Source organism: Streptomyces sp. SID13726 (genome assembly GCF_010548375.1).
Taxonomy (GTDB): domain Bacteria; phylum Actinomycetota; class Actinomycetes; order Streptomycetales; family Streptomycetaceae; genus Streptomyces.
The window spans coordinates 15,130-36,667 of record NZ_JAAGLY010000034.1; the positions used below are offsets into that span (position 1 = coordinate 15,130).

General features: G+C 69.9%; 17 protein-coding genes and 1 pseudogene. 11 read left to right on the plus strand and 7 right to left on the minus strand.

Translation table 11 applies throughout. From position 1 onward, the window contains the following. Nucleotides 1–9: 9 nt before the first annotated feature. Nucleotides 10–96 (plus strand): annotated as a pseudogene (locus tag G3I78_RS43185) (glutamine synthetase); the annotation flags it as partial. A gap of 66 nt (nucleotides 97–162) precedes the next feature. On the opposite strand, the gene G3I78_RS43190 reads toward G3I78_RS43185, so the two are convergent. The 3 genes from G3I78_RS43190 to G3I78_RS43200 are packed head-to-tail and all read right to left on the minus strand — an operon-like array spanning nucleotide 163 to nucleotide 1,892. After that, nucleotides 163–606, minus strand: coding sequence for a VOC family protein (locus G3I78_RS43190; protein ID WP_164435303.1), 444 nt, complete (start codon nucleotides 604–606; stop codon nucleotides 163–165). Nucleotides 607–642: 36 nt separating this feature from the next. Further along, nucleotides 643–1,152 (minus strand): pyridoxamine 5'-phosphate oxidase family protein, encoded by a 510-nt coding sequence (locus G3I78_RS43195; protein WP_164435305.1) that lies wholly within the window; start codon nucleotides 1,150–1,152, stop codon nucleotides 643–645. Further along, the gene (locus tag G3I78_RS43200) at nucleotides 1,152–1,892 is read right to left on the minus strand and encodes a helix-turn-helix transcriptional regulator (RefSeq protein WP_164435307.1); all 741 of its coding nucleotides are present in this window, start codon (nucleotides 1,890–1,892) and stop codon (nucleotides 1,152–1,154) included. The genes G3I78_RS43195 and G3I78_RS43200 overlap by 1 nt, the downstream gene beginning before the upstream one ends. 162 nt (nucleotides 1,893–2,054) lie before the next feature. Here G3I78_RS43200 and G3I78_RS43205 point away from each other — a divergent pair, with 162 nt between their 5' ends. Continuing rightward, on the plus strand, nucleotides 2,055–2,900 hold the full coding sequence (locus G3I78_RS43205; protein WP_164435309.1) for a hypothetical protein: 846 nt from the start codon (nucleotides 2,055–2,057) through the stop codon (nucleotides 2,898–2,900). A 212-nt stretch (nucleotides 2,901–3,112) separates the two neighbouring features. Next, nucleotides 3,113–6,100 (plus strand): bifunctional [glutamine synthetase] adenylyltransferase/[glutamine synthetase]-adenylyl-L-tyrosine phosphorylase, encoded by a 2,988-nt coding sequence (locus G3I78_RS43210; protein ID WP_164435318.1) that lies wholly within the window; start codon nucleotides 3,113–3,115, stop codon nucleotides 6,098–6,100. Here the strand turns inward: G3I78_RS43210 and G3I78_RS43215 are convergent. Further along, on the minus strand, nucleotides 6,088–7,011 hold the full coding sequence (locus G3I78_RS43215) for a DMT family transporter (RefSeq protein ID WP_203616318.1): 924 nt from the start codon (nucleotides 7,009–7,011) through the stop codon (nucleotides 6,088–6,090). The genes G3I78_RS43210 and G3I78_RS43215 overlap by 13 nt on opposite strands. A 72-nt stretch (nucleotides 7,012–7,083) precedes the next feature. Here G3I78_RS43215 and G3I78_RS43220 point away from each other — a divergent pair, with 72 nt between their 5' ends. Beyond that, nucleotides 7,084–7,965 (plus strand): LysR family transcriptional regulator, encoded by an 882-nt coding sequence (locus tag G3I78_RS43220; protein WP_203616319.1) that lies wholly within the window; start codon nucleotides 7,084–7,086, stop codon nucleotides 7,963–7,965. 97 nt (nucleotides 7,966–8,062) lie between these two features. On the opposite strand, the gene G3I78_RS43225 is transcribed toward G3I78_RS43220, so the two are convergent. Next, complete coding sequence (locus tag G3I78_RS43225) at nucleotides 8,063–8,905, minus strand: phosphatase PAP2 family protein (protein ID WP_164435320.1); 843 nt, start codon at nucleotides 8,903–8,905, stop codon at nucleotides 8,063–8,065. A gap of 140 nt (nucleotides 8,906–9,045) precedes the next feature. Then, on the minus strand, nucleotides 9,046–10,071 hold the full coding sequence (locus tag G3I78_RS43230; RefSeq protein WP_343243991.1) for a LacI family DNA-binding transcriptional regulator: 1,026 nt from the start codon (nucleotides 10,069–10,071) through the stop codon (nucleotides 9,046–9,048). Nucleotides 10,072–10,420: 349 nt separating this feature from the next. On the opposite strand from G3I78_RS43230, the gene G3I78_RS43235 reads away from it, so the two are divergent. The 5 genes from G3I78_RS43235 (at nucleotide 10,421) to G3I78_RS43255 (ending at nucleotide 16,288) form a co-directional block, all read left to right on the plus strand. Then, entirely contained in the window at nucleotides 10,421–11,689 is a 1,269-nt protein-coding gene (locus tag G3I78_RS43235; protein ID WP_164435324.1) for an extracellular solute-binding protein, read from the plus strand. Between the two features lie 103 nt (nucleotides 11,690–11,792). After that, nucleotides 11,793–12,797 (plus strand): sugar ABC transporter permease, encoded by a 1,005-nt coding sequence (locus G3I78_RS43240; protein ID WP_164435326.1) that lies wholly within the window; start codon nucleotides 11,793–11,795, stop codon nucleotides 12,795–12,797. A gap of 13 nt (nucleotides 12,798–12,810) precedes the next feature. Then, complete coding sequence (locus tag G3I78_RS43245) at nucleotides 12,811–13,716, plus strand: ABC transporter permease subunit (protein ID WP_164435328.1); 906 nt, start codon at nucleotides 12,811–12,813, stop codon at nucleotides 13,714–13,716. A gap of 194 nt (nucleotides 13,717–13,910) precedes the next feature. After that, nucleotides 13,911–15,593 (plus strand): glycoside hydrolase family 13 protein, encoded by a 1,683-nt coding sequence (locus G3I78_RS43250; RefSeq protein WP_164435418.1) that lies wholly within the window; start codon nucleotides 13,911–13,913, stop codon nucleotides 15,591–15,593. Between the two features lie 128 nt (nucleotides 15,594–15,721). Continuing rightward, entirely contained in the window at nucleotides 15,722–16,288 is a 567-nt protein-coding gene (locus G3I78_RS43255) for a dihydrofolate reductase family protein (RefSeq protein ID WP_164435330.1), read from the plus strand. Nucleotide 16,289: 1 nt separating this feature from the next. On the opposite strand, the gene G3I78_RS43260 is transcribed toward G3I78_RS43255, so the two are convergent. Beyond that, the gene (locus tag G3I78_RS43260; RefSeq protein WP_164435332.1) at nucleotides 16,290–18,347 is read right to left on the minus strand and encodes a carbohydrate-binding module family 20 domain-containing protein; all 2,058 of its coding nucleotides are present in this window, start codon (nucleotides 18,345–18,347) and stop codon (nucleotides 16,290–16,292) included. Between the two features lie 202 nt (nucleotides 18,348–18,549). On the opposite strand from G3I78_RS43260, the gene G3I78_RS43265 reads away from it, so the two are divergent. After that, complete coding sequence (locus G3I78_RS43265) at nucleotides 18,550–19,929, plus strand: alpha-amylase family protein (RefSeq protein ID WP_164435334.1); 1,380 nt, start codon at nucleotides 18,550–18,552, stop codon at nucleotides 19,927–19,929. A gap of 92 nt (nucleotides 19,930–20,021) precedes the next feature. Continuing rightward, nucleotides 20,022–21,419, plus strand: coding sequence for a glycoside hydrolase family 30 beta sandwich domain-containing protein (locus G3I78_RS43270; RefSeq protein ID WP_164435336.1), 1,398 nt, complete (start codon nucleotides 20,022–20,024; stop codon nucleotides 21,417–21,419). Nucleotides 21,420–21,538: the final 119 nt, after the last annotated feature.

The following is a 21,538-nucleotide window of genomic DNA, read 5'->3' on the forward strand; positions in this document are numbered from 1 at the left end:
CAACGTCACTTCCTGCGCAACAAGCGCCAGGAGTGGGAGGAGTACCGCTCCGAGGTCACGGCGTTCGAGCTGCGGAAGAACCTGCCGGTGCTGTAGTGCCGTAGTGCCGTAGGGAAGCGCCGAAGGGCGCGGGGTATGCCCCCGCGCCCCTGGCCTCGACCACTACTGCTGCTGCTGCCCCGCCTGCTTCGCCAGGACCTCGTGCAGCGGTTCCGTCTCCCTGCGCTTGTACTCCTGGATCGCCCAGCCGTTGCCGTCCGGGTCCTTGAAGTACATGAAGGTGGCGCCGTCCTGCGGGGCGAACTGCACCGGCTCGGAGACGTCCAGGCCCCGGGAGATCAGGTCGTCGTAGGCGGCCTTCGCGTCGGTGACGCAGAGCTGCATGCCGTGGTAGGTGCCGGGCTGGGGGGCTCCCGTGGGGATCTGGAGGCCGTCCACCAGGGCGATCGAGCAGCCTGAGCCGGGAGGCGTGAGCTGGACGATGCGGACTCCCTCCATCACCTCGCCGTCGAGGTCCACGTGGAAGCCGACCTTGTCGCGGTAGAACTCCTTGGCCCGGTCCACGTCCGTGACCGGCAGCGTGATCACTTCGAGGCTCATGTCCATGGCGTGACTCCCTTGTCGACGTCAGTACGGCCGTCCTCAGAAGCGCCACCGCGTCTGGCTGAACGGCTGTCCCTTACCGAAGCCGAAAACCGTGCGCGGCGCCACCGCAAAAACCACCGCGTGTCCCGCGCCGTGGTGGAAGCGGCCCTCGCGCACCTCGAAACGCCAGAAGTCGCCGTACTTCGCCTCCCACGCGGCGGCCAGCTCCCGGAGCCGGGCGTCGTCGGACACCCGCACCGCCTCGCCCTCCACCACCAGGTCGTAGCCCTTGTCCCAGATGTTGGTGCCGGTGGTGAGGCTGACATGCGGGTTGTGCGCGAGGTTCCGCGCCTTGCGCTCCTCCGGGCCCGTGCAGAAGTGCAGCGCGCCGTGCGCCCACACCCCGGGCAACGGCGTGACGTGCGGGCGTCCGTCGGGTCGTACCGTCGAGATCCAGAACAGCTCGGCCGAGGCCAGCAGCGACTCGGCGTCGGCCCAGGCGGTCGCCCTGGCCTCGGCGTCGCTGTAACGGGGGTCGAGGTGGGTCTCGGGTTCCTTCTCGGTCATCACGGACTCTCCGGCTCGGGGAACACCCGGGCCACCGCGGCGGTCCGGCTCGACACTCCCAGTCTGCCGAAGGCGTTCTCCAGATGCTTGCGAACGGTACTGGTGGAGACCACCAGCTGCTCGGCGATCTGCGCGGTGCTCATGCCGAGGGCGACACAGCGCAGGACGTCCAGTTCACGGTGGGTCAGCCGGACGGGACTCCGGCGGCGGCGGGCGGCCTCCTTGTAGAGGTCGTACAGATGCGGGGCCAGCATGCGCAGCGTGGTCATCTCGTGCTCGGTGAACGACCGCGCGCCGGTCCGGAAGAACAGGAAGACCCGGGTGCGGTTCGGTGCAGTGGGCAGGGCGACGGACGCGATGGTCGGGTGCGGGGCCAGGAACTCCGTGTAGATCGGGAGGTTCCGCAGCTCACGGACCGGCATGAAGTCCGTCATCTGTGTCGTCTCGGGGGAGTCGTGCGGCCGGCAGACCTGCCGGCACTGGTGGTACTGGTGCCGCCAGCGCCAGTACCCCTCCATGCCGCAGTCCTCTTCCTCCTCGTACATCTCCTGCGCGTTCAGGATCCGCCGGGTCGGGATGTCCAGCTCGGAGAAGCTGGCGGAGTCGCACGGGACCAGCCGCTGGAGCCCGGGCAGCAGGGACGTGGGAGGCACGCCGCTCGTGAGGTCCTGCCGGGCCTCCGCCAGCACGTCCGCCATCCGCCGCAGATGCGTCTGGGCGGTGGTGCGGGGTGGGGTCATGTCGGCCTCCCCGGGCCGGTTCCGGTGCCTGTACCGACGCTACGCCGGGCCTGTGCCCGTCGCCGCGGGATTCGCCAAATGACGAATGGGCCCGGGCCGTCGGAGCGCGCACGCTCGTCCGTGAGTGACCGGCCCGGTCACCGACGGACACGGAGACCTCCCATGCGTTCACATCCACGCCGCCGTCCCATCCGTACGCGCCACCCCGCGGCCCTCGTCGCGGGCGCCGCCGCCCTCCTGGCCACCGGCTGCCACACCACGTCCACGGCGGAGGCCACCGACACACCCTTCTCCGTACGGTTCACACTGGGCGCCCGCGGTGACGTCCAGGTCGGCGGCCCCGGTCGTACGGCGGTCCGCGCGGCCGGCGACCGTGCGGTGACCGGGGGCCGCGCGTACCCCTTCGACCGTCCCGCAGGCCAGGTCCTCGTGGTGCTGCGGCACTGGCGGCAGGAGGAGCGTGCCGCACGGGGCGCGGTACGCCGGATGCCGCCGCCGGAGGAGGCCGCGATCGAGAGCGCGTACCTCGTCGACACCGGGGGCTGGGCACTGGCCGAGCTGGACGGACACCCGGTGCGGTGGCTGCGCCGCGACACGATCCGCGTCGACGCGACGCGGGCGGGCGCCGGGCAGCGCGTGAGCCTCACCCTGTCCGGGCCGCACGGGGGTCGGCCCGGACAGGTGACGCCGCCGCTGGAGGCCCGCGGGTGCGCCGCCGTCGAGCCCGGCGTGAACCGGCCCCTGGTCCTCCCCGAGGTGGAGCCGGGTGCCGCCGTGACCGACGTGCTCACCCGCCTGCGCGAGCGGTGCCTCGACGTGCAGTACGTGTCCATGCCGGGCGGGGTGTACCGGGGCACGGTGTGGTGGGTCGAGATCCCGGTCGCGGGCCACGCGGCCCCGGTGGCCACGCTCCCGCCCACCGACGGCGACCGCACCGAGGGCCCGCGTCCGGGCGACACGATCCTCACGGATCCGTCCCGGCCCACGACGGTGGTGCTGGTCCGCTGAGACACAGAGGTGAGACACAGAGGTGAGACACGGAGGTGAGGAGCAGAGGTGACACGCAGAGGTGAGGCGCAGCTCTGACACCCGCCTCCGACGCGCACTCCCAGGACACCGCCCCCCACCCCACCGAAACCACCCACCCGCACCCCAGCGCTTCTCTCCCGCTCTCCGGTTACGCTCAATCGACACGACCTTGATCGGACGGGAGGCCGGGGATGACGTCGGCGCCGGGGCGCAGGAGCAGTACCTTCACGCGGCTGCTGCGGCACGGTTTCACCGATCCGTCGGCCGCCGAGCGGCTGTTGGAGAGCGCGGAGCTGAGCGCCGTACGCGACGATCCGGTGCTGCTGGAGGCGCTCGGGGCCACCGCCGACCCCGATCTGGCGCTGCTCGGACTCGTCCGGCTCCTGGAGGCGCAGTCCGACCGGGAGCTGCTGGACACGGTGATAGCGGCGAAGCCGTTGCGCGACCGGCTGCTCGGGGTGCTCGGCGCGTCCGAGGCGCTCGCCGAGCATCTGGCCCGGCACCCCAGGGACTGGCACGCGCTGGTCACCTACGAACCGCGCGATCTCCACCCCGGCGTCGAGGAGTTCGAGCGCGGCCTGGCCGAGGCCACCGACCCCGTCTCGCTGCGCGTCGCCTACCGCCGCTGTCTGCTGTCCATCGCCGCCCGTGACGTGTGCGGCACCACCGACCTCGCCGAGACCGCCGCCGAACTCGCCGACCTCGCCACCGCGACCCTGCGCGCCGCCCTCGCCATCGCGCGCACGGCCGCACCCGAGGACGCCGCGCTGTGCCGGCTCGCGGTGATCGCGATGGGCAAGTGCGGTGGCCACGAGCTGAATTACGTCTCCGACGTGGACGTGATCTTCGTGGGGGAGGCCGTCGACGGGGCCGACGAGGGCAAGGCCCTGCGCGCCGCCACCAAGCTCGCCTCGCACATGATGCGGGTGTGCTCCGAGACCACCGTCGAGGGGTCCATCTGGCCCGTGGACGCCAACCTGCGGCCCGAGGGCCGCAACGGCCCGCTCGTCCGCTCCCTCGCCAGCCACCTCGCCTACTACCAGCGCTGGGCCAAGACCTGGGAGTTCCAGGCCCTCCTCAAGGCCCGCCCGGTCGCCGGTGACATCGAACTCGGCGAACAGTACGTCGAGGCCCTCGAACCCCTCGTCTGGAAGGCCGCCGAGCGCGAGAACTTCGTCGCCGACGTGCAGAAGATGCGGCGCAGGGTCGTCGAGAACATCCCCGTCGCCGAGCTGGACCGGCAGCTCAAGCTCGGGCCCGGCGGACTTCGGGACGTCGAATTCGCCGTACAGCTCCTCCAGTTGGTGCACGGCCGGGAGGACGGCTCGCTGCGCAGCGGCACCACCCTGAACGCCCTCCAGGCCCTCGCCGCCGGCGGCTACGTCGGCCGCGCCGACGCCGCCCAACTGGACGAGGCCTACCGCTTCCTGCGCTCCATGGAGCACCGCATCCAGCTCTACCGGCTGCGCCGCACCCACCTCGTCCCCGAGGACGACGCCGACCTGCGCCGCCTCGGCCGCTCGCTCGGCCTGCGCGCCGATCCGGTGACCGACCTGATCCGCGAGTGGAAGCGGCACGCCTCCGTCGTACGACGGCTGCACGAGAAGATCTTCTACCGGCCGCTGCTGGACGCCGTGGCCCAACTCGGCCCCGGCGAGGCCCGGTTGAGTGCCGGGGCGGCCCGCGAACGGCTCGTCGCGCTCGGGTACGCCGATCCGGCCTCCGCGCTCAGGCATCTGGAGGCCCTCGCCTCCGGAGTCACCCGCAAGGCCGCCATCCAGCGAACCCTCCTTCCGGTACTGCTGGGTTGGTTCGCCGAGTCCGCCGACCCGGACGCGGGACTGCTCAACTTCCGCAAGGTGTCGGACGCGTTGGGCAAGACCCCCTGGTATCTACGGCTGTTGAGGGACGAGGGCGCCGCCGCCGAGAACCTCGCCCGGGTCCTGTCCGCCGGACGCCTCGCCCCCGACCTCCTGATGCGCGCCCCCGAGGCCGTGGCGCTCCTCGGGGACGGCGACGGCGGCGGGCTCGAACCGCGCGGACGGGCCGGTCTCGAACAGGAGATCCTCGCCGCGGTCGGCCGCGCCGACGGAGCCGTGCAGGGCGTCACCGCCGCCCGCGGGGTCCGCCGCCGCGAACTCTTCCGTACGGCCGCCGCGGACATCGTCGGCTCCTACGGCACCGAGACCCAGCCCGCCGAACCGGACCAGGGCGCCCTGATGGACCGGGTCGGCGGCGCCGTCTCCGACCTCACCGCGGCGACCCTCGCCGGCACCCTGCGCGCGGTCGTGCGGGACGGCTGGGGCGACACCCTGCCCACCCGGTTCGCTGTCATCGGCGTGGGCCGCTTCGGCGGTCACGAACTCGGCTACGGCTCCGACGCGGACGTCCTGTTCGTCCACGAGCCCCGCGAGGGCGTCGACGAGCGGGTGGCTTCCGACGCGGCCAACAAGGTCGTCTCCGAGATGCGCCGACTGCTCCAGATCCCGAGCGCCGACCCGCCGCTGCTCATCGACGCCGACCTGCGCCCGGAGGGCAAGTCGGGGCCGCTGGTACGGACGTTGACGTCGTACGCCGCCTACTACCGCCGCTGGTCCCTGGTCTGGGAGTCGCAGGCGCTGCTGCGGGCCGAACCGGTCGCCGGGGACGAGGAGTTGGGGCGCCGGTTCGTCGAGCTGATCGACCCGCTGCGGTACCCGGAGGCGGGGCTCGGCGACGACGCCGTACGGGAGATCCGGCGGCTCAAGGCACGCATGGAGTCCGAGCGGCTGCCTCGCGGCACCGACCCCAAGCTGCACACCAAGCTGGGGCCGGGCGGGCTGTCGGACGTCGAGTGGACGGTCCAGCTTCTCCAGATGCGGCACGGGGCGGGTGAGCCGGGGCTGCGGACCACGCGTACCCGCGCGGCGCTCGCTGCCGCGCAGGGCGCCGGGTTCCTTTCCGCGGAGGACGCCGCGACCCTCGACGAGGCGTGGGTGCTGGCCACGCGGGTGCGCAATGCCGTGATGCTGGTGCGGGGGCGGGCCGGGGACACGTTCCCTTCCGAGGCACGTGAACTGGCTGCGGTGGGGCGGTACTTGGGGTACGAGGCGGGGCATGTGGGGGACATGCTGGACGACTACCGGCGGACTGCCCGGCGGGCCCGGGGAGTTGTGGAGGAACTGTTCTACGGGGCGTAGTGGGGTTCGGTCTTCGGCTGCGGGACGGTGGGGGCTGGTCGCGCAGTCACCCGCGCCCCCAAGTGGGTCAGCGCAATCCCCGTCAACACGATCCCCATGCCCGTCAGCACTCGTAGCCCGACGCGTTCGTCCAGCGCCGCCGCCCCCAGGGCCACCGACACGACCGGCAGCAGGTAGCCGACCGTCGCCGCCGCGACCGGGCCCTCGTCCGCGATCAGGCGGTAGTTGAGGTAGAAGGTCACGCCCGTACCGAGGACGCCCAGGGCCGTCACCGCCCCGAGCGCCGTGAGGTCGGCGTCCACCGGTCCCGCGACAGGCAGTGACAGGGTCGTCCACGCCGTAGCCATGAGGAGCTGGGCCGCGGAGTACGCCAACGGGGCGTCGCCCGACGTGAGTTTGCGGGCCATGTACGCGAAGGCCACCGCGTAGCTCGCCGCCGCGGCCAGGAGGGCCAGGGCGCCCCAGGTCAGCAGGCCCGAGCGGTGCCAGGGGGCGAAGATCAGGACCGTACCGGCGAAGCCGAGGAGCAGGCCGGTCAGGCGCGGTGGGCGCAGGGCGCGGTCGGTGCCGAGGAGGACGCCGATCAGGAGGGACCACAGGGGAGTGGTCGCGTTGAGGACGCCCGCGATGCCGGAGTCGACGGTCTGCTCGCCGATCGCGAACAGGGCGAAGGGCACGGCGTTGCAGAACAGGGCCGCCACGGTCAGGTGACCCCAGGTGGCACGGGAGCGCGGCAGGCGCTGGCCGGCCGCGCGGGCGAGGAGGAACAGCACCGCCGTGCCCAGCACGCAGCGCGCGATCGTGATCTGGGCGGGGGAGAGGCCGTGGTCGAGGGCCAGCTTGATCCAGAGGAAGCCGGAGCCCCACAGAAGCGCGAGGACGGCCATGCGGAGAGTGGAGGAGGGGGACATGCACTCCACCCTCCCGGCCCGGATGTGTGAGGACAAGTGAAAGATCTTGGACTCATCGTTAAGCTGGACTGCATGCTTGATGTGCGACGCATGCAGATGCTGGCCGCCGTGGTGAGCAGTGGCTCCGTGACGGCGGCCGCGGCCCGGCTCGGCTACACGCCCTCCGCGATCAGCCAGCAGGTGGCGGCGCTGGAGAAGGAGGCCGGGACCGAGCTGCTCGAACGGGTCGGACGAGGGGTGCGGCCCACCGCCGCCGGGCTGTTGCTCACCGAGCACGCGGACGCGATCGGCCGCCGGGTCGCCGAGGCGGAGACGGCCCTGGGGGATCTCCTCGCGGGCCGCACGGGACGGCTCTCGGTGCGCTACTTCGCCACCGCCGGGGCCCGTCTGGTCGCCCCCGCGGTGGCCCGGCTGCGTGCCGAACAGCCGGGCGTGCGCATCGAGTTGAGGCTGGCCGGCCCCGACCCGCTGCCGGAGGTACGGGAGGGGCGGGCGGATCTGGCGCTGGTCGTCGGACCGGGCGAGCACGACGGCGTACGACTGCTGCACCTGCTGGACGATCCCTACCTGGCCGTGCTCCCGAAGGGTCACCCCCTCGCGGACCGCCGCAGCCTGCGCCTCACCGACCTGGCCGGTGAGCCCTGGGTCGGCAGCGAGTGGCCCGGCCCCTGTCTCGACGCCCAGCTCACCGCCTGCGCTGCGGCCGGATTCCAGCCGCGCTTCGTCGTCGACAGCGAGGACTACGCCACGGCACAGGGCTTCGTGGCGGCGGGACTCGGGGTGACCCTGATCCCGCGGCTCGGCCTGGCCGGACGCCACCCCGACATCGTCGTACGACCGCTGAAGAGCCCGGAACCCACCCGGGCGATCCTCGCGGCCGTACGCGAGACGGCGCTGCCGCAACCGGCGCTGGAGGCGTTCGTCGCGGCGCTGCGGGAGGCGGCCGCGGGCTAGGGACTGCCGTGAAGGTGGCGTCTGCCGCGCGGCGCCCGGCACGCTCCCCCGCGGCCTCAGGGGCGGGGGGAGGTGCCAGTTTCGCCACAGGCCCTCGTCAGAGCAGGGAGCGCCGCTCCGGTACCACCCTCGGCAGCCGGTACGGCAGAGCGCCGTACCAGAGGCGGGCCACCGTGAAGCCGAACAGGAGGCACAGGACGCCGCCCACCGCGTCGAGCCAGAAGTGGTTGGCGGTGGCGACGATGACCACGAGCGTCGCCGCCGGGTAGAGCAGGCCCAGGATCCGCACCCAGGGGACCGACGCCAGGGTGAAGATCGTCAGGCCGCACCACAGGGACCAACCGATGTGCATGGACGGCATCGCGGCGTACTGGTTGGACATGTGCTTGAGGTCGCCGGAGGCCATCGAGCCCCAGGTCTGGTGGACCATGACGGTGTCGACGAAGTGCCCGCCGTTCATCAGCCGCGGGGGCGCGAGGGGATACAGGTAGTAGCCGACCAGCGCCACGGCCGTCGTCGCGAACAGCACCAGACGGGCCGCCGCGTAGCGGCCGGGGTGGTGACGGAAGAGCCAGACGAGGACGGTCAGCGTCACGATGAAGTGCAGCGTCGCGTAGTAGTAGTTCATCCCGACGATGAGCCAAGTCGCCGAGTTGACCGCGTGGTTGACGGACTCCTCGACGGCGATGCCGAGATGGTGCTCCATCCGCCAGATCCAGTCGGCGTTGCGCAGCGCCTCCGCCTTCTGCTCCGGTACGGCGTTGCGGATCAGTGAGTACGTCCAGTAACTCACCGCGATCAGCAGGATCTCGAACCACAGGCGCGGTCGGCGCGGAGTGCGCAGCCGACGCAGCGGGCCGGGCTTGGCGGAGGCCGTGCCGGAGTCCGGGAGGGCCACGTTCTCGCGGTCTTCCAGACTGGTCACGGTCGGGTCACCCATAGACACAAAGTCTGCCAGAGAAGCCTTGACCCCTCGATCATCCCAAGGTCTGGTTCGACCCGCATGTCCTACGGCGGGCGGACCGTCCCTTTCTCCTCCCCACGGACGAGATGCCCCGACCCGTGCTCCCCGGGTGCTCCCTAGGGACGACCGGGTGCCGAGGCCGTCGAACCCCGTACCACCAGCTCCGGCATGAACACGAACTCGCTGTGCGGCGCGGGCGTTCCGCCGATCTCCTCCAGCAACGTCCGTACCGCCGCCTGTCCCATCGCCGGCACCGGCTTGCGGACCGTGGTCAGCGGCGGGTCGGTGAAGGCGATCAGGGGGGAGTCGTCGAAGCCCACGACCGAGACGTCCCGCGGCACTTCCAGACCCCGCTGCCGGGCCGCGCGTATCGCGCCCAGCGCCATCATGTCGCTCGCGCACACCACCGCCGTGCAGTCACGGTCGATGAGCGCGGTCGCCGCCGCCTGACCACCCTCAAGGGTGTACAGCGAGTGCTGCACCAGCTCGGCCTCGATGTCCGCGGCCGGCAGGTTCAGCTGGTCCTGCATGGCGCGCACGAAGCCCTCGATCTTGCGCTGCACCGGCACGAACCGCTTGGGGCCCAGCGCCAGGCCGATCCGGGTGTGCCCGAGCGACACCAGATGCGTCACCGCCAGGGCCATCGCCGCGCGGTCGTCGGGGGAGATGAACGGCGCCTGCACCTTGGGGGAGAAGCCGTCCACCAGCACGAACGGCACGCCCTGCGCCCGCAGCTGTTCATAGCGCTGCATGTCCGCCGAGGTGTCCGCGTGCAGCCCGGAGACGAAGATGATGCCCGCCACGCCCCGGTCGACGAGCATCTCGGTGAGCTCGTCCTCCGTGGAGCCGCCCGGGGTCTGGGTGGCCAGGACCGGGGTGTAGCCCTGCCGGGTCAGCGCCTGCCCGATCACCTGGGCCAGCGCCGGGAATATCGGGTTCTCCAGCTCCGGGGTGATCAGCCCCACCAGGCCCTCGCTGCGCTGCCGCAGCCTGACCGGACGTTCGTAGCCCAGCACGTCCAGAGCGGCCAGCACGGACTGGCGGGTGGTGGCGGCGACGCCGGGCTTCCCGTTGAGGACGCGGCTGACGGTCGCTTCGCTCACCCCCGCCTGGGCGGCGATGTCGGCTAGCCGTGTGGTCACGGCACCGGACTGTACCGGCCGTATCGTCATCGCGGTCCCTCAGTTCTGGTCGGCTCCCCTTGTCCCGCAAGGGATGATTCCCGTACGGGTGGGGGATGGCAAGAGCTTGCAGAGTCTTGCACAGCCGCTCCCGAACGGCTTCATCCCTGTAAACAAGCGTCTCACGAGGGTCGCCGACAGGTCACGCCCGGATAACTTCGACGTCTTCTTGCAGTTTTTTTCTGCAAGGTCTTTCGTGTGGCTTACAACGCTGTTACGTTCGGCCACGCCCGGCGGAGAAGGCGGACGGGACCCCCTTCGCAGCACAGCAGCACAGCAGCACACGGGCCATCACCCTCAAGGAGATCTCATGCGGCGTGGCATAGCGGCCACCGCGCTGGTGGCGTCCTTCGCCCTCGCGGCGACGGCCTGCGGCGGAAGCGACAGCGGCGACAAGGCCGACGGTCCGACCACCATCACCTGGTGGGACACCTCCAACGCCACCAATGAGGCGCCGACGTACAAGGCCCTGATCAAGGAGTTCGAGGCCGCCAACAAGGACGTCAAGGTCAAGTACGTCAACGTCCCCTTCGACCAGGCGCAGAACAAGTTCGACACCGCCGCCGGCGCGTCCGGCGCCCCCGACGTGCTGCGCTCCGACGTCGGCTGGACCCCCGCCTTCGCCAAGAAGGGCTACTTCCTGCCGCTCGACGGCACCGAGGCCCTCGCCGACCAGGCCAAGTTCAAGCCGAACCTGATCGAGCAGGCCAAGTACGAGGGCAAGACCTACGGCGTGCCGTTCGTCACCGACACCCTCGCCCTGGTCTACAACAAGCAGCTCTTCCAGAAGGCCGGCGTCGAGGCCCCCAAGACCTGGGACGACCTGAAGAAGGCCGCCGCCACCATCAAGGCGAAGACCGGCGTCGACGGCTACTGGGGCTCCACCCAGGCCTACTACGCCCAGACCTTCCTCTACGGCGAGGGCACCGACACCGTCGACACCGCCGCCAAGAAGATCACCGTGAACTCGGCCGCCGCCAAGAAGGGCTACGGCACCTGGCTGAGCCTCTTCTCCGGCAAGGGCCTGCACAAGGCCGACACCACCGCCGACGCCTACGCCCACATCCAGGACGCGTTCGTCAACGGCAAGGTCGCCGCGATCATCCAGGGCCCCTGGGAGATCACGAACTTCTACAAGGGCACGGCCTTCACGGACAAGGCCAACCTCGGCATCGCGACCGTCCCGGCCGGCTCCACCGGCAAGTCCGGCGCCCCGACCGGCGGCCACAACCTCTCGGTCTACGCCGGCTCGGACGCCGCCCACCAGAAGGCCGCCGAGAAGTTCATCAACTTCATGACGTCCGCCAAGTCGCAGACCGAGATCGCCCTGAAGAACTCCACGCTGCCCACGCGTGACGACGCCTACACCGCCGAGGTCAAGGCCGACCCGGGCATCGCCGGCTACCAGACGGTCCTCTCGGCCGCCCAGCCCCGCCCGGCCCTGCCCGAGTACAGCTCCCTGCTGACCCCGCTGGACACCGAGCTGCTGAAGATCGCCGGCGGCAAGGAGTCCCTGGACAAGGGTCTGAGCAACGCCGAGGTCGCCATCGCCAAGCTGGTGCCCGACTTCAGCAAGTGAGCCCGCGTGGCCGCCGGATCCCCCGATCGTGGGGGGAGGGATCCGGCGGCCGCCGGCCTGTGCCCAGGCCCGTCCCCTGAACCTCCAGAAGGTGTCGAGAACCATGACAGTCGCCATCGACCGCGCGACCGGCAAACGCCGCGGTGACCACGGGCCCCGCCCCGGGCTCGGCCAGCGTCTGAAGCACGGATACCAACGGCACTGGTACGCCTACGCGATGATCGCCCCGGTGGCCGTCGTGCTCGGCGTCCTCGTGCTCTACCCCCTGGTCTACGGCGTCTACCTCACGCTCACCGACGCCAACAGCCTCAACACGGCCCGCACCATCGGCGTCAACCACATCGACGCCACCTACAAGTTCATCGGCCTGGACAACTACGTCGACATCCTGTGGGGCCCCACCGCCTACGACCGCTTCTGGTCCCACTTCATCTGGACGATCGCCTGGACCGCCCTGTGTGTCGCCCTGCACTACTGCATCGGGCTCGGCCTCGCGCTGCTGCTCAACCAGAAGCTGCGCGGCCGCACCCTGTACCGGCTGATCCTCGTCCTGCCGTGGGCCGTGCCGACCTTCGTCACCGTCTTCGGCTGGCGGTTCATGCTCGCCGACGGCGGCATCATCAACACCGCCCTGGACGCACTCCATCTGCCGTCACCGGCCTGGCTGGAGGACACCTTCTGGCAGCGGTTCGCCGCGATCATGGTCAACACCTGGTGCGGTGTGCCGTTCATGATGGTCTCGCTGCTCGGCGGACTCCAGTCCATCGACGCCTCCCTGTACGAGGCCGCCGAGATGGACGGCGCGAGCGCCTGGCAGCGGTTCCGCTACGTCACCCTCCCGGGCCTGCGCTCGGTCAGCTCCACCGTCGTACTGCTCGGCATCATCTGGACGTTCAACCAGTTCGCCGTGATCTTCCTGCTGTTCGGCAACACCGCCCCGGACGCGCAGATCCTCGTCACCTGGGCCTACTACCTGGGCTTCGGACAGCAGCCGCGCGACTTCGCGCAGTCGGCGGCGTACGGCATCCTGCTGCTGGCCATCCTGATCGTCTTCACCTCCTTCTACCGCCGCTGGCTGAACCGCAATGACCAGCAGCTCGCGATCTGAGGCGGGAGCCCCCATGAGTACGACCACAGCCGAGACCCCCGCCACGGTGAACGACCGGCCCGCCGAGGCACCCCGCCGGACCCGCGGCCGCGGTGACGCAAGCCTCGCCGGCTCGCTCGTCTCGCACGGCATCCTGATCGTCGCGAGCCTCGTCGCGCTGTTCCCGATCCTCTGGCTGATCTTCCTGTCCCTCGGCCCGGACAAGGACGACTACCTCCACCCGGGCGGCATCTGGAAGAAGATGACGTTCGACAACTACTCGTTCGTCCTCCAGCACACCGAGTTCTTCAGCTGGCTCAAGAGCTCGCTGATCGTCTCGCTCGGCACCACGGTCATCGGCGTACTGATCGCCGCGACCACCGGGTACGCCGTCTCCCGGATGCGCTTCCCGGGCTACCGGAAGTTCATGTGGGTGCTCCTGGTCACGCAGATGTTCCCGGTAGCCGTACTCATGGTGCCGATGTACCAGATGCTCTCGGACCTGAAGCTCATCGACAGCTACCTTGGACTCGTCCTCGTGTACTGCTCGACGGCCGTGCCGTACTGCGCCTGGCTGCTCAAGGGGTACTTCGACACCATCCCGTTCGAGATCGACGAGGCCGGACGCGTCGACGGGCTGACCCCCTTCGGCACGTTCGCGCGGCTGATCCTGCCGCTCGCGCGACCCGGACTCGCGGTCGCGGGCTTCTACAGCTTCCTGACCGCCTTCGGCGAGGTCGCGTTCGCCTCCACGTTCATGCTGTCCGACACCAAGTACACCTTCGCGGTGGGCCTCCAGAGCTTCGTCAGCGAGCACGACGCCCAGCGGAACCTGATGGCGGCGACGGCCGTGCTGATCGCGATACCGGTGTCGGTGTTCTTCTATCTCGTGCAGAAGAACCTCGTGACCGGACTCACGGCGGGCGGCACGAAGGGGTAGGCGGCCGTTGTTCTCCGGCTGCGGCCCTCGCCGTGGCCGGTCGCGCCCACGCGGCGGAGCCGCACTTCGATACAGCCCCGCGCCCCCAAGGACCCGAGGTGGCCGTGGTCTCCATCCGACCCCGCTGTGGCTACGGCCACCTCGTCACTCTTCTCACCTCTGACCCCATGACCCCGTTACGTACCAAGGACGCCATGAGCCAGCAGCACTCCGCCACTGACCCGGCACCGACCTCCCCCCTCGCCACCGCCCCGCGCAGGGACTGGTGGCGGGACGCGGTGATCTACCAGGTCTATCCGCGCAGCTTCGCCGACAGCAACGGCGACGGCATGGGCGACCTGGAAGGCATCCGCACCCGGCTCCCGTACCTGCGCGACCTCGGCGTGGACGCCGTGTGGCTCAGCCCCTTCTACGCCTCCCCGCAGGCCGACGCCGGCTACGACGTCGCCGACTACCGGGCCGTCGACCCCATGTTCGGCAACCTCCTCGACGCCGACGCGCTGATCCGCGACGCCCGCGGGCTCGGCCTGCGCATCATCGTCGACCTGGTGCCCAACCACTCCTCCGACCAGCACGAGTGGTTCAAGCGCGCCGTCGCCGAGGGCCCCGGATCATCGCTCAGGGACCGCTACCACTTCCGCCCCGGCAAGGGCGAGAACGGCGAACTCCCGCCCAACGACTGGGAGTCCATCTTCGGCGGCCCCGCCTGGACCCGCGTCACCGAACCGGACGGCTCGCCCGGCGAGTGGTACCTCCACCTCTTCGCCCCCGAGCAGCCCGACTTCAACTGGGACCACCCGGCCGTCGGCGACGAGTTCCGCTCCATCCTGCGGTTCTGGCTCGACATGGGCGTGGACGGCTTCCGCATCGACGTGGCCCACGGCCTGGTCAAGGCGGACGGCCTGCCCGACCTCGGCTCCCACGACCAGCTCAAGCTGCTGGGCAACGATGTCATGCCGTTCTTCGACCAGGACGGCGTCCACGAGATCTACCGTCAGTGGCGCCTGATCCTCGACGAGTACTCCGGCGAGCGCATCTTCGTCGCCGAGGCATGGACCCCGACCGTCGAACGCACCGCGAACTACGTCCGCCCCGACGAACTCCACCAGGCCTTCAACTTCCAGTACCTGTCGACGGAATGGGACGCGAAGGAACTCCGCGCGGTCGTCGACCGCACCCTGGAGGCCATGCGCCCGGTCGGCGCCCCGGCCACCTGGGTCCTCTCCAACCACGACGTCACCCGCCACGCCACCCGCTTCGCCAACCCGCCCGGCCTCGGCACCCAGATCCGGCTCGCGGGCGACCGGGAACTGGGCCTGCGCCGAGCCCGCGCGGCCACCCTCCTCATGCTGGCCCTGCCGGGCTCGGCCTACGTCTACCAGGGCGAGGAGCTGGGCCTCCCCGACGTCGTCGACCTGCCCGACTCCGTGCGCCAGGACCCGGCGTACTTCCGCGGCGCCGGCCAGGACGGCTTCCGCGACGGCTGCCGGGTGCCGATCCCGTGGACGCGCGAGGGATCGTCGTACGGCTTCGGCGCGGGCGGCAGCTGGCTGCCCCAGCCGTCGGACTGGGCCGAGCTGAGCGTGGAGGCACAGACCGGCGACCCGGACTCCACCCTGGAGCTGTACCGCACGGCCCTGTCCGTCCGCCGCACCCACCCGGACCTCGGCGCGGGCTCCTCCGTCGAGTGGCTCCGCGCCCCCGAGGGCGTACTCGCCTTCCGCCGCGGCGAGTTCGTCTGCGTCACCAACACCGGCACCGAGTCGGTGACGACTCCGGCGTACGGCCGCCTCCTCCTCGCGAGCGGCGAGGTGGCCGAGGTCGACGGCGACGCGAAGGTGCCGGGCGACACGACCGTGTGGTGGACGACGGCCTGAGCGGAACGGAGGATCACCGGGCTCCCACGGGGGCCCGGTGATTTTTCTGCCGGGCGTGTCGATCGGCGGGACCCGCGATCGACGCTTGGGTGAGAGGGCGAACAGCGCCCCCCACCCGAGGAGAGACCATGCGTATCCGAGCCCGCCTGAGCATGAGCGCCGACGGCTATGTGACCACCCCGTCCGGCTGGCCCGCCCTGACCGCCGACCCGGCGTTCGTCTCCGGCCAGAGCCACGGGATCCGCGAGTTCCTGGCGGACTGCGAGGCGGCCCTCATGGGCCGTACGACCTTCGAGCCCGCCCTCACCAACAGCCGCTGGCCCTGGCCCGACCTGAACGTCTTCGTCCTCGGCTCGCACCGCCCGGAGGGCACCCCCGACCACGTCACCACCGACAGCGACCCGGTCCGCCTGCTGGAGAAACTCCGTGCGGCCAACCACGGCGGAGACGTCCACCTCATCGGCGGCCCCCGCACGATCGGCACCTTCCACGCCCTCGGCGCCCTCGACAGCCTCGAACTGGTCGTCCTCCCCCTGCTGTTCGGCGGCGGCACACAACTGACCCCCGCGCTCAGCGCGGAGGCCGGCCTGACCTTCCAGAGCCAACGGGCCCTGCCCGGAGGGTCGGTGGAGATCGTCTACTCCTGCGGGGGCAGCCGAAGCGGCCTTCCGGGCAAGCCTGCCAGTCAGAGGTGAGCTACTTCCAGGTGTCGCCGGTGGAGTAGCCCGACGAACTGCCCGTCGTGTACCAGCGGTTGGCGCCGGACTCCCACGTCACGTTCCCGGAGCCGTCCTTCTTTATGAATTTGTACTCGAAGGACGTGCTCTTCGGGACGATCGCCGACTTGCTCCAGGTCGGGTAAGCCGCCGAGGACAGCGGGATCGCGTCCGCCGTGTTCCAGGAGCCCAGGGAAGCGAGGGAGCCGACGACGTAGACGTTGGTGCCCAGGGTCGTCGTGGCGTTGACGTTGAAGGTGACGTCGGTGGCGTCGGCGCTCGCCACGTTCCAGGAGGTGTTCAGGGTCAGGCCCGAACTCGTCGTGGCCGCCGCTCTGTTGGCGTTGGACTCCCAGGTGACGTTGCCGGCCGCGTCTTTCTTTATGTATTTGAACTCGAACGACGCGTTCGTCGGCACGCTCGCCGTCCCCGACCAGATCGGGTAGCCCGACGACGACAGCTTGATCGCCTTCGACGTGTCCCAGCCGCCGAGGGCCGCGACGGAACCGACCACGTAGACGTCCTGGCCGGTGGTGGTGGAGGCGTACTCGTTGAAGGTAGCCGTCACGGTCGTACCGGAGTCGCCGTCGCCCTCGCAGGTCGTGCACGGGGTGAACTGGCCGTTGTGGAAGGCGATCGCGCTCTTCGCGGGGATCGTGAGAGACGCGCTGCCGCCCGACACCGTCACCGTCGTCGCCCCGTTGTCGATGACATTGGCGTACGTCCCGTCGGCCATCCCCGTCGCGAAGGCGTAAGTCGCCGCCGAGGAGCCGTTGTTGATCGCGATGTAGCCGGCCGACCCGCGCCCGAAGCCGATCACGCTCGACGACTTGGTCGACCAGTTGGACACCGCTTCCGAGCCGACCGCGTTGTGCCACTTGACCATGCCGGTGATCGCGGTGTCCCGCTGGAGGCAGTACCAGCCGTTCGAGCAGTTCGTGTCGGTGACGAAGCCGCCCGAGTTCGGCGGTCCCTGGTCGGTCGAGGACCACTCGAAGCCCGAGTAGATCGTCGGGGTCGCCCACTTGTAGGCCAGCTCGAAGACGTTGGCGAGCCGGTAGGTGTCGCCGTCCTTGTAGCTCATGTGCAGGCCGTTGCGCTCGGTGTCGTGGTTGGTCACGAAGGACACCGAGTTGGCGGCGGGCAGCACGCCGGAGGAGGACAGCGACTCCAGGTCGCTCACATTGCCCTGGAACGCCGACTTCAGCTTGCTCGCGTAGGTGAAGTCCAGGACGTCACCCGAGGAGTAGTAGTCGGAGGCGGCCGGGGTCGAACCCGGGTACACCTCCTGGAAGATGTACGGCGCCGCACCGGACGTCGTCGAACTCAGCTTGGCCCAGATCGCGTTGAGGTCGGTCACCGGGATGTGCTTGGCCGCGTCGATGCGGAAGCCGTCCACGCCCAGCGCGATCTGTTTGTTGAGGTAGGCCGCGATGCCCGAACGGACGTCGTCCGCCTCGGTCTTGAGGTCCGGCAGGCCGAGCAGCTCGCAGTTCTGGATCTCACTGAGGTTCGACCAGTCGTCGATGATCAGGTCGGAGTCGTTGCACTGCGCCGAGGTGTGGAAGTCGTCCGGGTCCCAGTCCGGGGTGTCGTACTTGTTGGTGAGGACCGTGCCGTTGTAGCCGGTGCCGGTCTGGGCGGCGGTGTGGTTGATCACCGCGTCCGTGTAGACCTTCACCCCGGCGGCGTGGCAGGCCGACACCATCGACGCGAACTCGGCCGCCGTACCGAAGCGGCTGTTCAGGTCGTAGGAGTACGGCTGGTAGACGTCCCACCAGTAGTGGTTCGGCTGCTTCAGGGACTCCGCGGGCGGGGCCACCCACACCGCGCCGTAGCCGTTCGGCCCGAGCACGTCTCCGCACTCGGAGGCGACCGAGTCCCAGTTGTAGGACCAGAGGTTGGCGATCACGTCGCCGGAGGCCGTGGCGTCGGCCCGGGCGGACGCGGCGGGCAGGGCGGTGACACCGGCGAGGGTCAGGGCGCCGACCGCCACGGCTCTCGCGGTGCGGCGCAAAGCACCCGTTCTGAAGGTCATGTGCGGCTCCCAAGGACTCCGAACCAGTGGGACAGACTTCAACAACTGGTGAGCGTGCGGCAGTTGAGAAGCGCACGTCAAGAGACCGTGTGAAAGTTCTTGCTGTGAGTTTCAAGGCTATTGCTGTAAACATTTCGTTGGCGGTACGTTCTCGCCGGCGCCCGGCAAAGACGCCTGGCCGTCACGCAAGGAGAACCCCCACGTGATATCGAGAAGCTCCGTCACCGCGACCGCCGTCGCCCTCGCCGCCACGGTCGCCGTCCTCACCCCCACCACCGCCCAGGCCTCCCCGCCGGGCACGAAGGACGTCACCGCAGTCCTCTTCGAGTGGAACTTCGCCTCGGTCGCCAAGGAGTGCACCAACACCCTCGGCCCCGCCGGCTACGGCTACGTCCAGGTCTCCCCGCCCGCCGAGCACATCCAGGGCTCGCAGTGGTGGACCTCGTACCAGCCGGTCAGCTACAAGATCGCGGGGCGTCTCGGTGACGCCACCGCCTTCCGGAACATGGTCAGCACCTGCCACGCGGCCGGGGTGAAGGTCGTCGTCGACACCGTCGTCAACCACATGTCCGCGGGCAGCGGCACCGGTACCGGCGGCTCGTCGTACACGAAGTACAACTACCCGGGCCTGTACTCCTCGGCCGACATGGACGACTGCACGTCCACCATCACCGACTACACCAACCGCGCCAACGTCCAGAACTGCGAACTCGTCGGCCTCGCCGACCTGGACACCGGCGAGGAGTACGTCCGCGCCACCATCGCCGGCTACATGAACTCCCTGCTCGGCTACGGCGTCGACGGCTTCCGCATCGACGCGGCCAAGCACATCCCGGCCACCGACCTCGCCAACATCAAGTCCCGCCTCTCCAACCCCTCCGTGTACTGGAAGCAGGAGGTCATCTACGGCAGCGGGGAGGCCGTCCAGCCCACCGAGTACACGGGCAACGGCGATGTGCAGGAGTTCCGTTACGCCTACGACCTCAAGCGGGTCTTCAACAACGAGAACCTCGCCTACCTGAAGAACTACGGCGAGGGCTGGGGCTACCTGAGCAGCTCGGTCGCGGGCGTCTTCGTCGACAACCACGACACCGAGCGCAACGGGTCGACCCTCAACTACAAGGACGGGGCGAACTACACCCTCGCCAACGTCTTCATGCTGGCCTATCCGTACGGTGCCCCCGACATCAACTCCGGCTACGAGTGGTCCGACACGGACGCCGGGCCGCCCAACAACGGCTCCGTGACCGCCTGTTGGCAGGACGGCTGGAAGTGCCAGCACGCCTGGCCGGAGATCCTCCGCATGGTCGCCTTCCGCAACGCGGTCCGCGGTGAGTCCCTCTCCAACTGGTGGGACAACGGCGGTGACGCGATCGGCTTCGGGCGGGGCGCCAAGGGCTACGTCGCCATCAACCACGAGTCGAGCAGCCTGAGTCGGACGTACCAGACCTCGCTGCCCGCCGGGACGTACTGCAACGTGCAGAACAACACGAGCGTGACGGTGAACTCCAGCGGCCAGTTCACGGCCACCCTCGGCTCCAACACGGCCCTCGCGATCTACGCGGGCAAGTCCAGCTGCTGAACACCCCATGGGGAACGTGGGATTGACGCTCACCGAGTGTCGTCCTACGTTCCCCGTGACATATGGGAGCGCTCCCATGGAGGGAAGCAGCTATGCAGCGCAGACACGGCACCTGGACGATCGCCTCGCTCACGGCCCTGCTCGCCGTCGCCGCCACCACCGCGGCCGCACCACCCCAGGTCACGGCCACCACGGCGACCGTCAACGGCGCCACCACCTACCAGCCCATCGACGGCTTCGGCTTCTCCGAGCACTTCGGACGCGCCGACATCATGCACGGCTCGCAGGGGTTGCCGGCCCAGAAGCAGCGCGAACTCCTCGACCTGCTGCTCGACCGCACCACCGGCGCCGGCCTCAGCATCCTGCGCCTCGGCATCGACTCCGGGATCCAGCCCACCGACCCGGGCGGCCCGAACGCCACCCCCAAGTACACCTGGGACGGCTACGACAAGGGCCAGGTGTGGCTCGCCAAGGAGGCCAAGGCGTACGGCGTGAACCGCTTCTACGCCGACGCCTGGACCGCGCCCGGCTATATGAAGACCAACGGCACGGATGCCAACGGCGGCACGCTCTGCGGGCTCTCCGGCGCCACCTGCGCGAGCGGGGACTGGCGCAGGGCGTACGCCGATTTCCTGGTGCGGTGGGCGAGGTTCTACGGCCAGGAGGGCATCGGCATCACCGACATCGGCTTCATCAACGAACCCGACTGGACGGCGACGTACGACTCGATGCGGCTGACGCCCGCCCAGGCGACGGAGTACGTGAAGTTCTTCGGGCCGATCGCCAACTCGGCCGGATACAAGGTGGCTTGCTGCGACTCCTTCGGCTGGAACCAGCAAAAGGCCTACACGAACGCGATCGAGGCCGACGCCACCGCCCGCGGCTACGTGACCACCCACACCGGCCACAACTACGCCAGCCAGGTGGACAGTCCGCTGCCGACGCAGAAGCGGACCTGGATGTCGGAGTGGTCGCCCAACGGCACCGCCTGGAACGAGAACTGGGACGACGGCAGCGGCTACGACGGCTTCACCGTGGCCGCCGCGGTCCATGACGCCCTCACCAAGGGCAACACCAGCGGATACGTGTACTGGTACGGCGCCTCGACCGGCGCCACCCGGGGCCTGATCCAGATGGACGGCGCCAACTACCATGTCTCCAAGCGGCTTTGGGCGCTCGCGAACTACAGTCGCTTCATCCGCCCCGGCGCCACCCGGATCGGCAGCACCACCCCCGACGCGAACCTCAGGCTGTCGGCGTTCCGCAACACCGACGGCTCGGTCACGGTCGTCGCGCTCAACGCGGGCACCGGCGCCCAGCAGGTGACGTACAGCCTCCAGAACACCGGCATCACCACCGGTACGGCGACCCCGTACCTGACCGACGGCTCCCACAGCATGGCCCGACAGGGCGCGGTCGCCGTCAGCGGGGGCTCGATGACGGCCACGGTCCCGGCTCGCTCGCTCGTCACCTACACCATCAGGCGCTGAAAGTTCTTACCGGCTGTTTCAGGACTCTTGCTGTAAGCCTTACGGCGGCGATACGGTCGCGCGGGGTCGGACCCACAGAGCCGCATCGCAAGGAGTCCACGTCAGTGATACCGAGATGG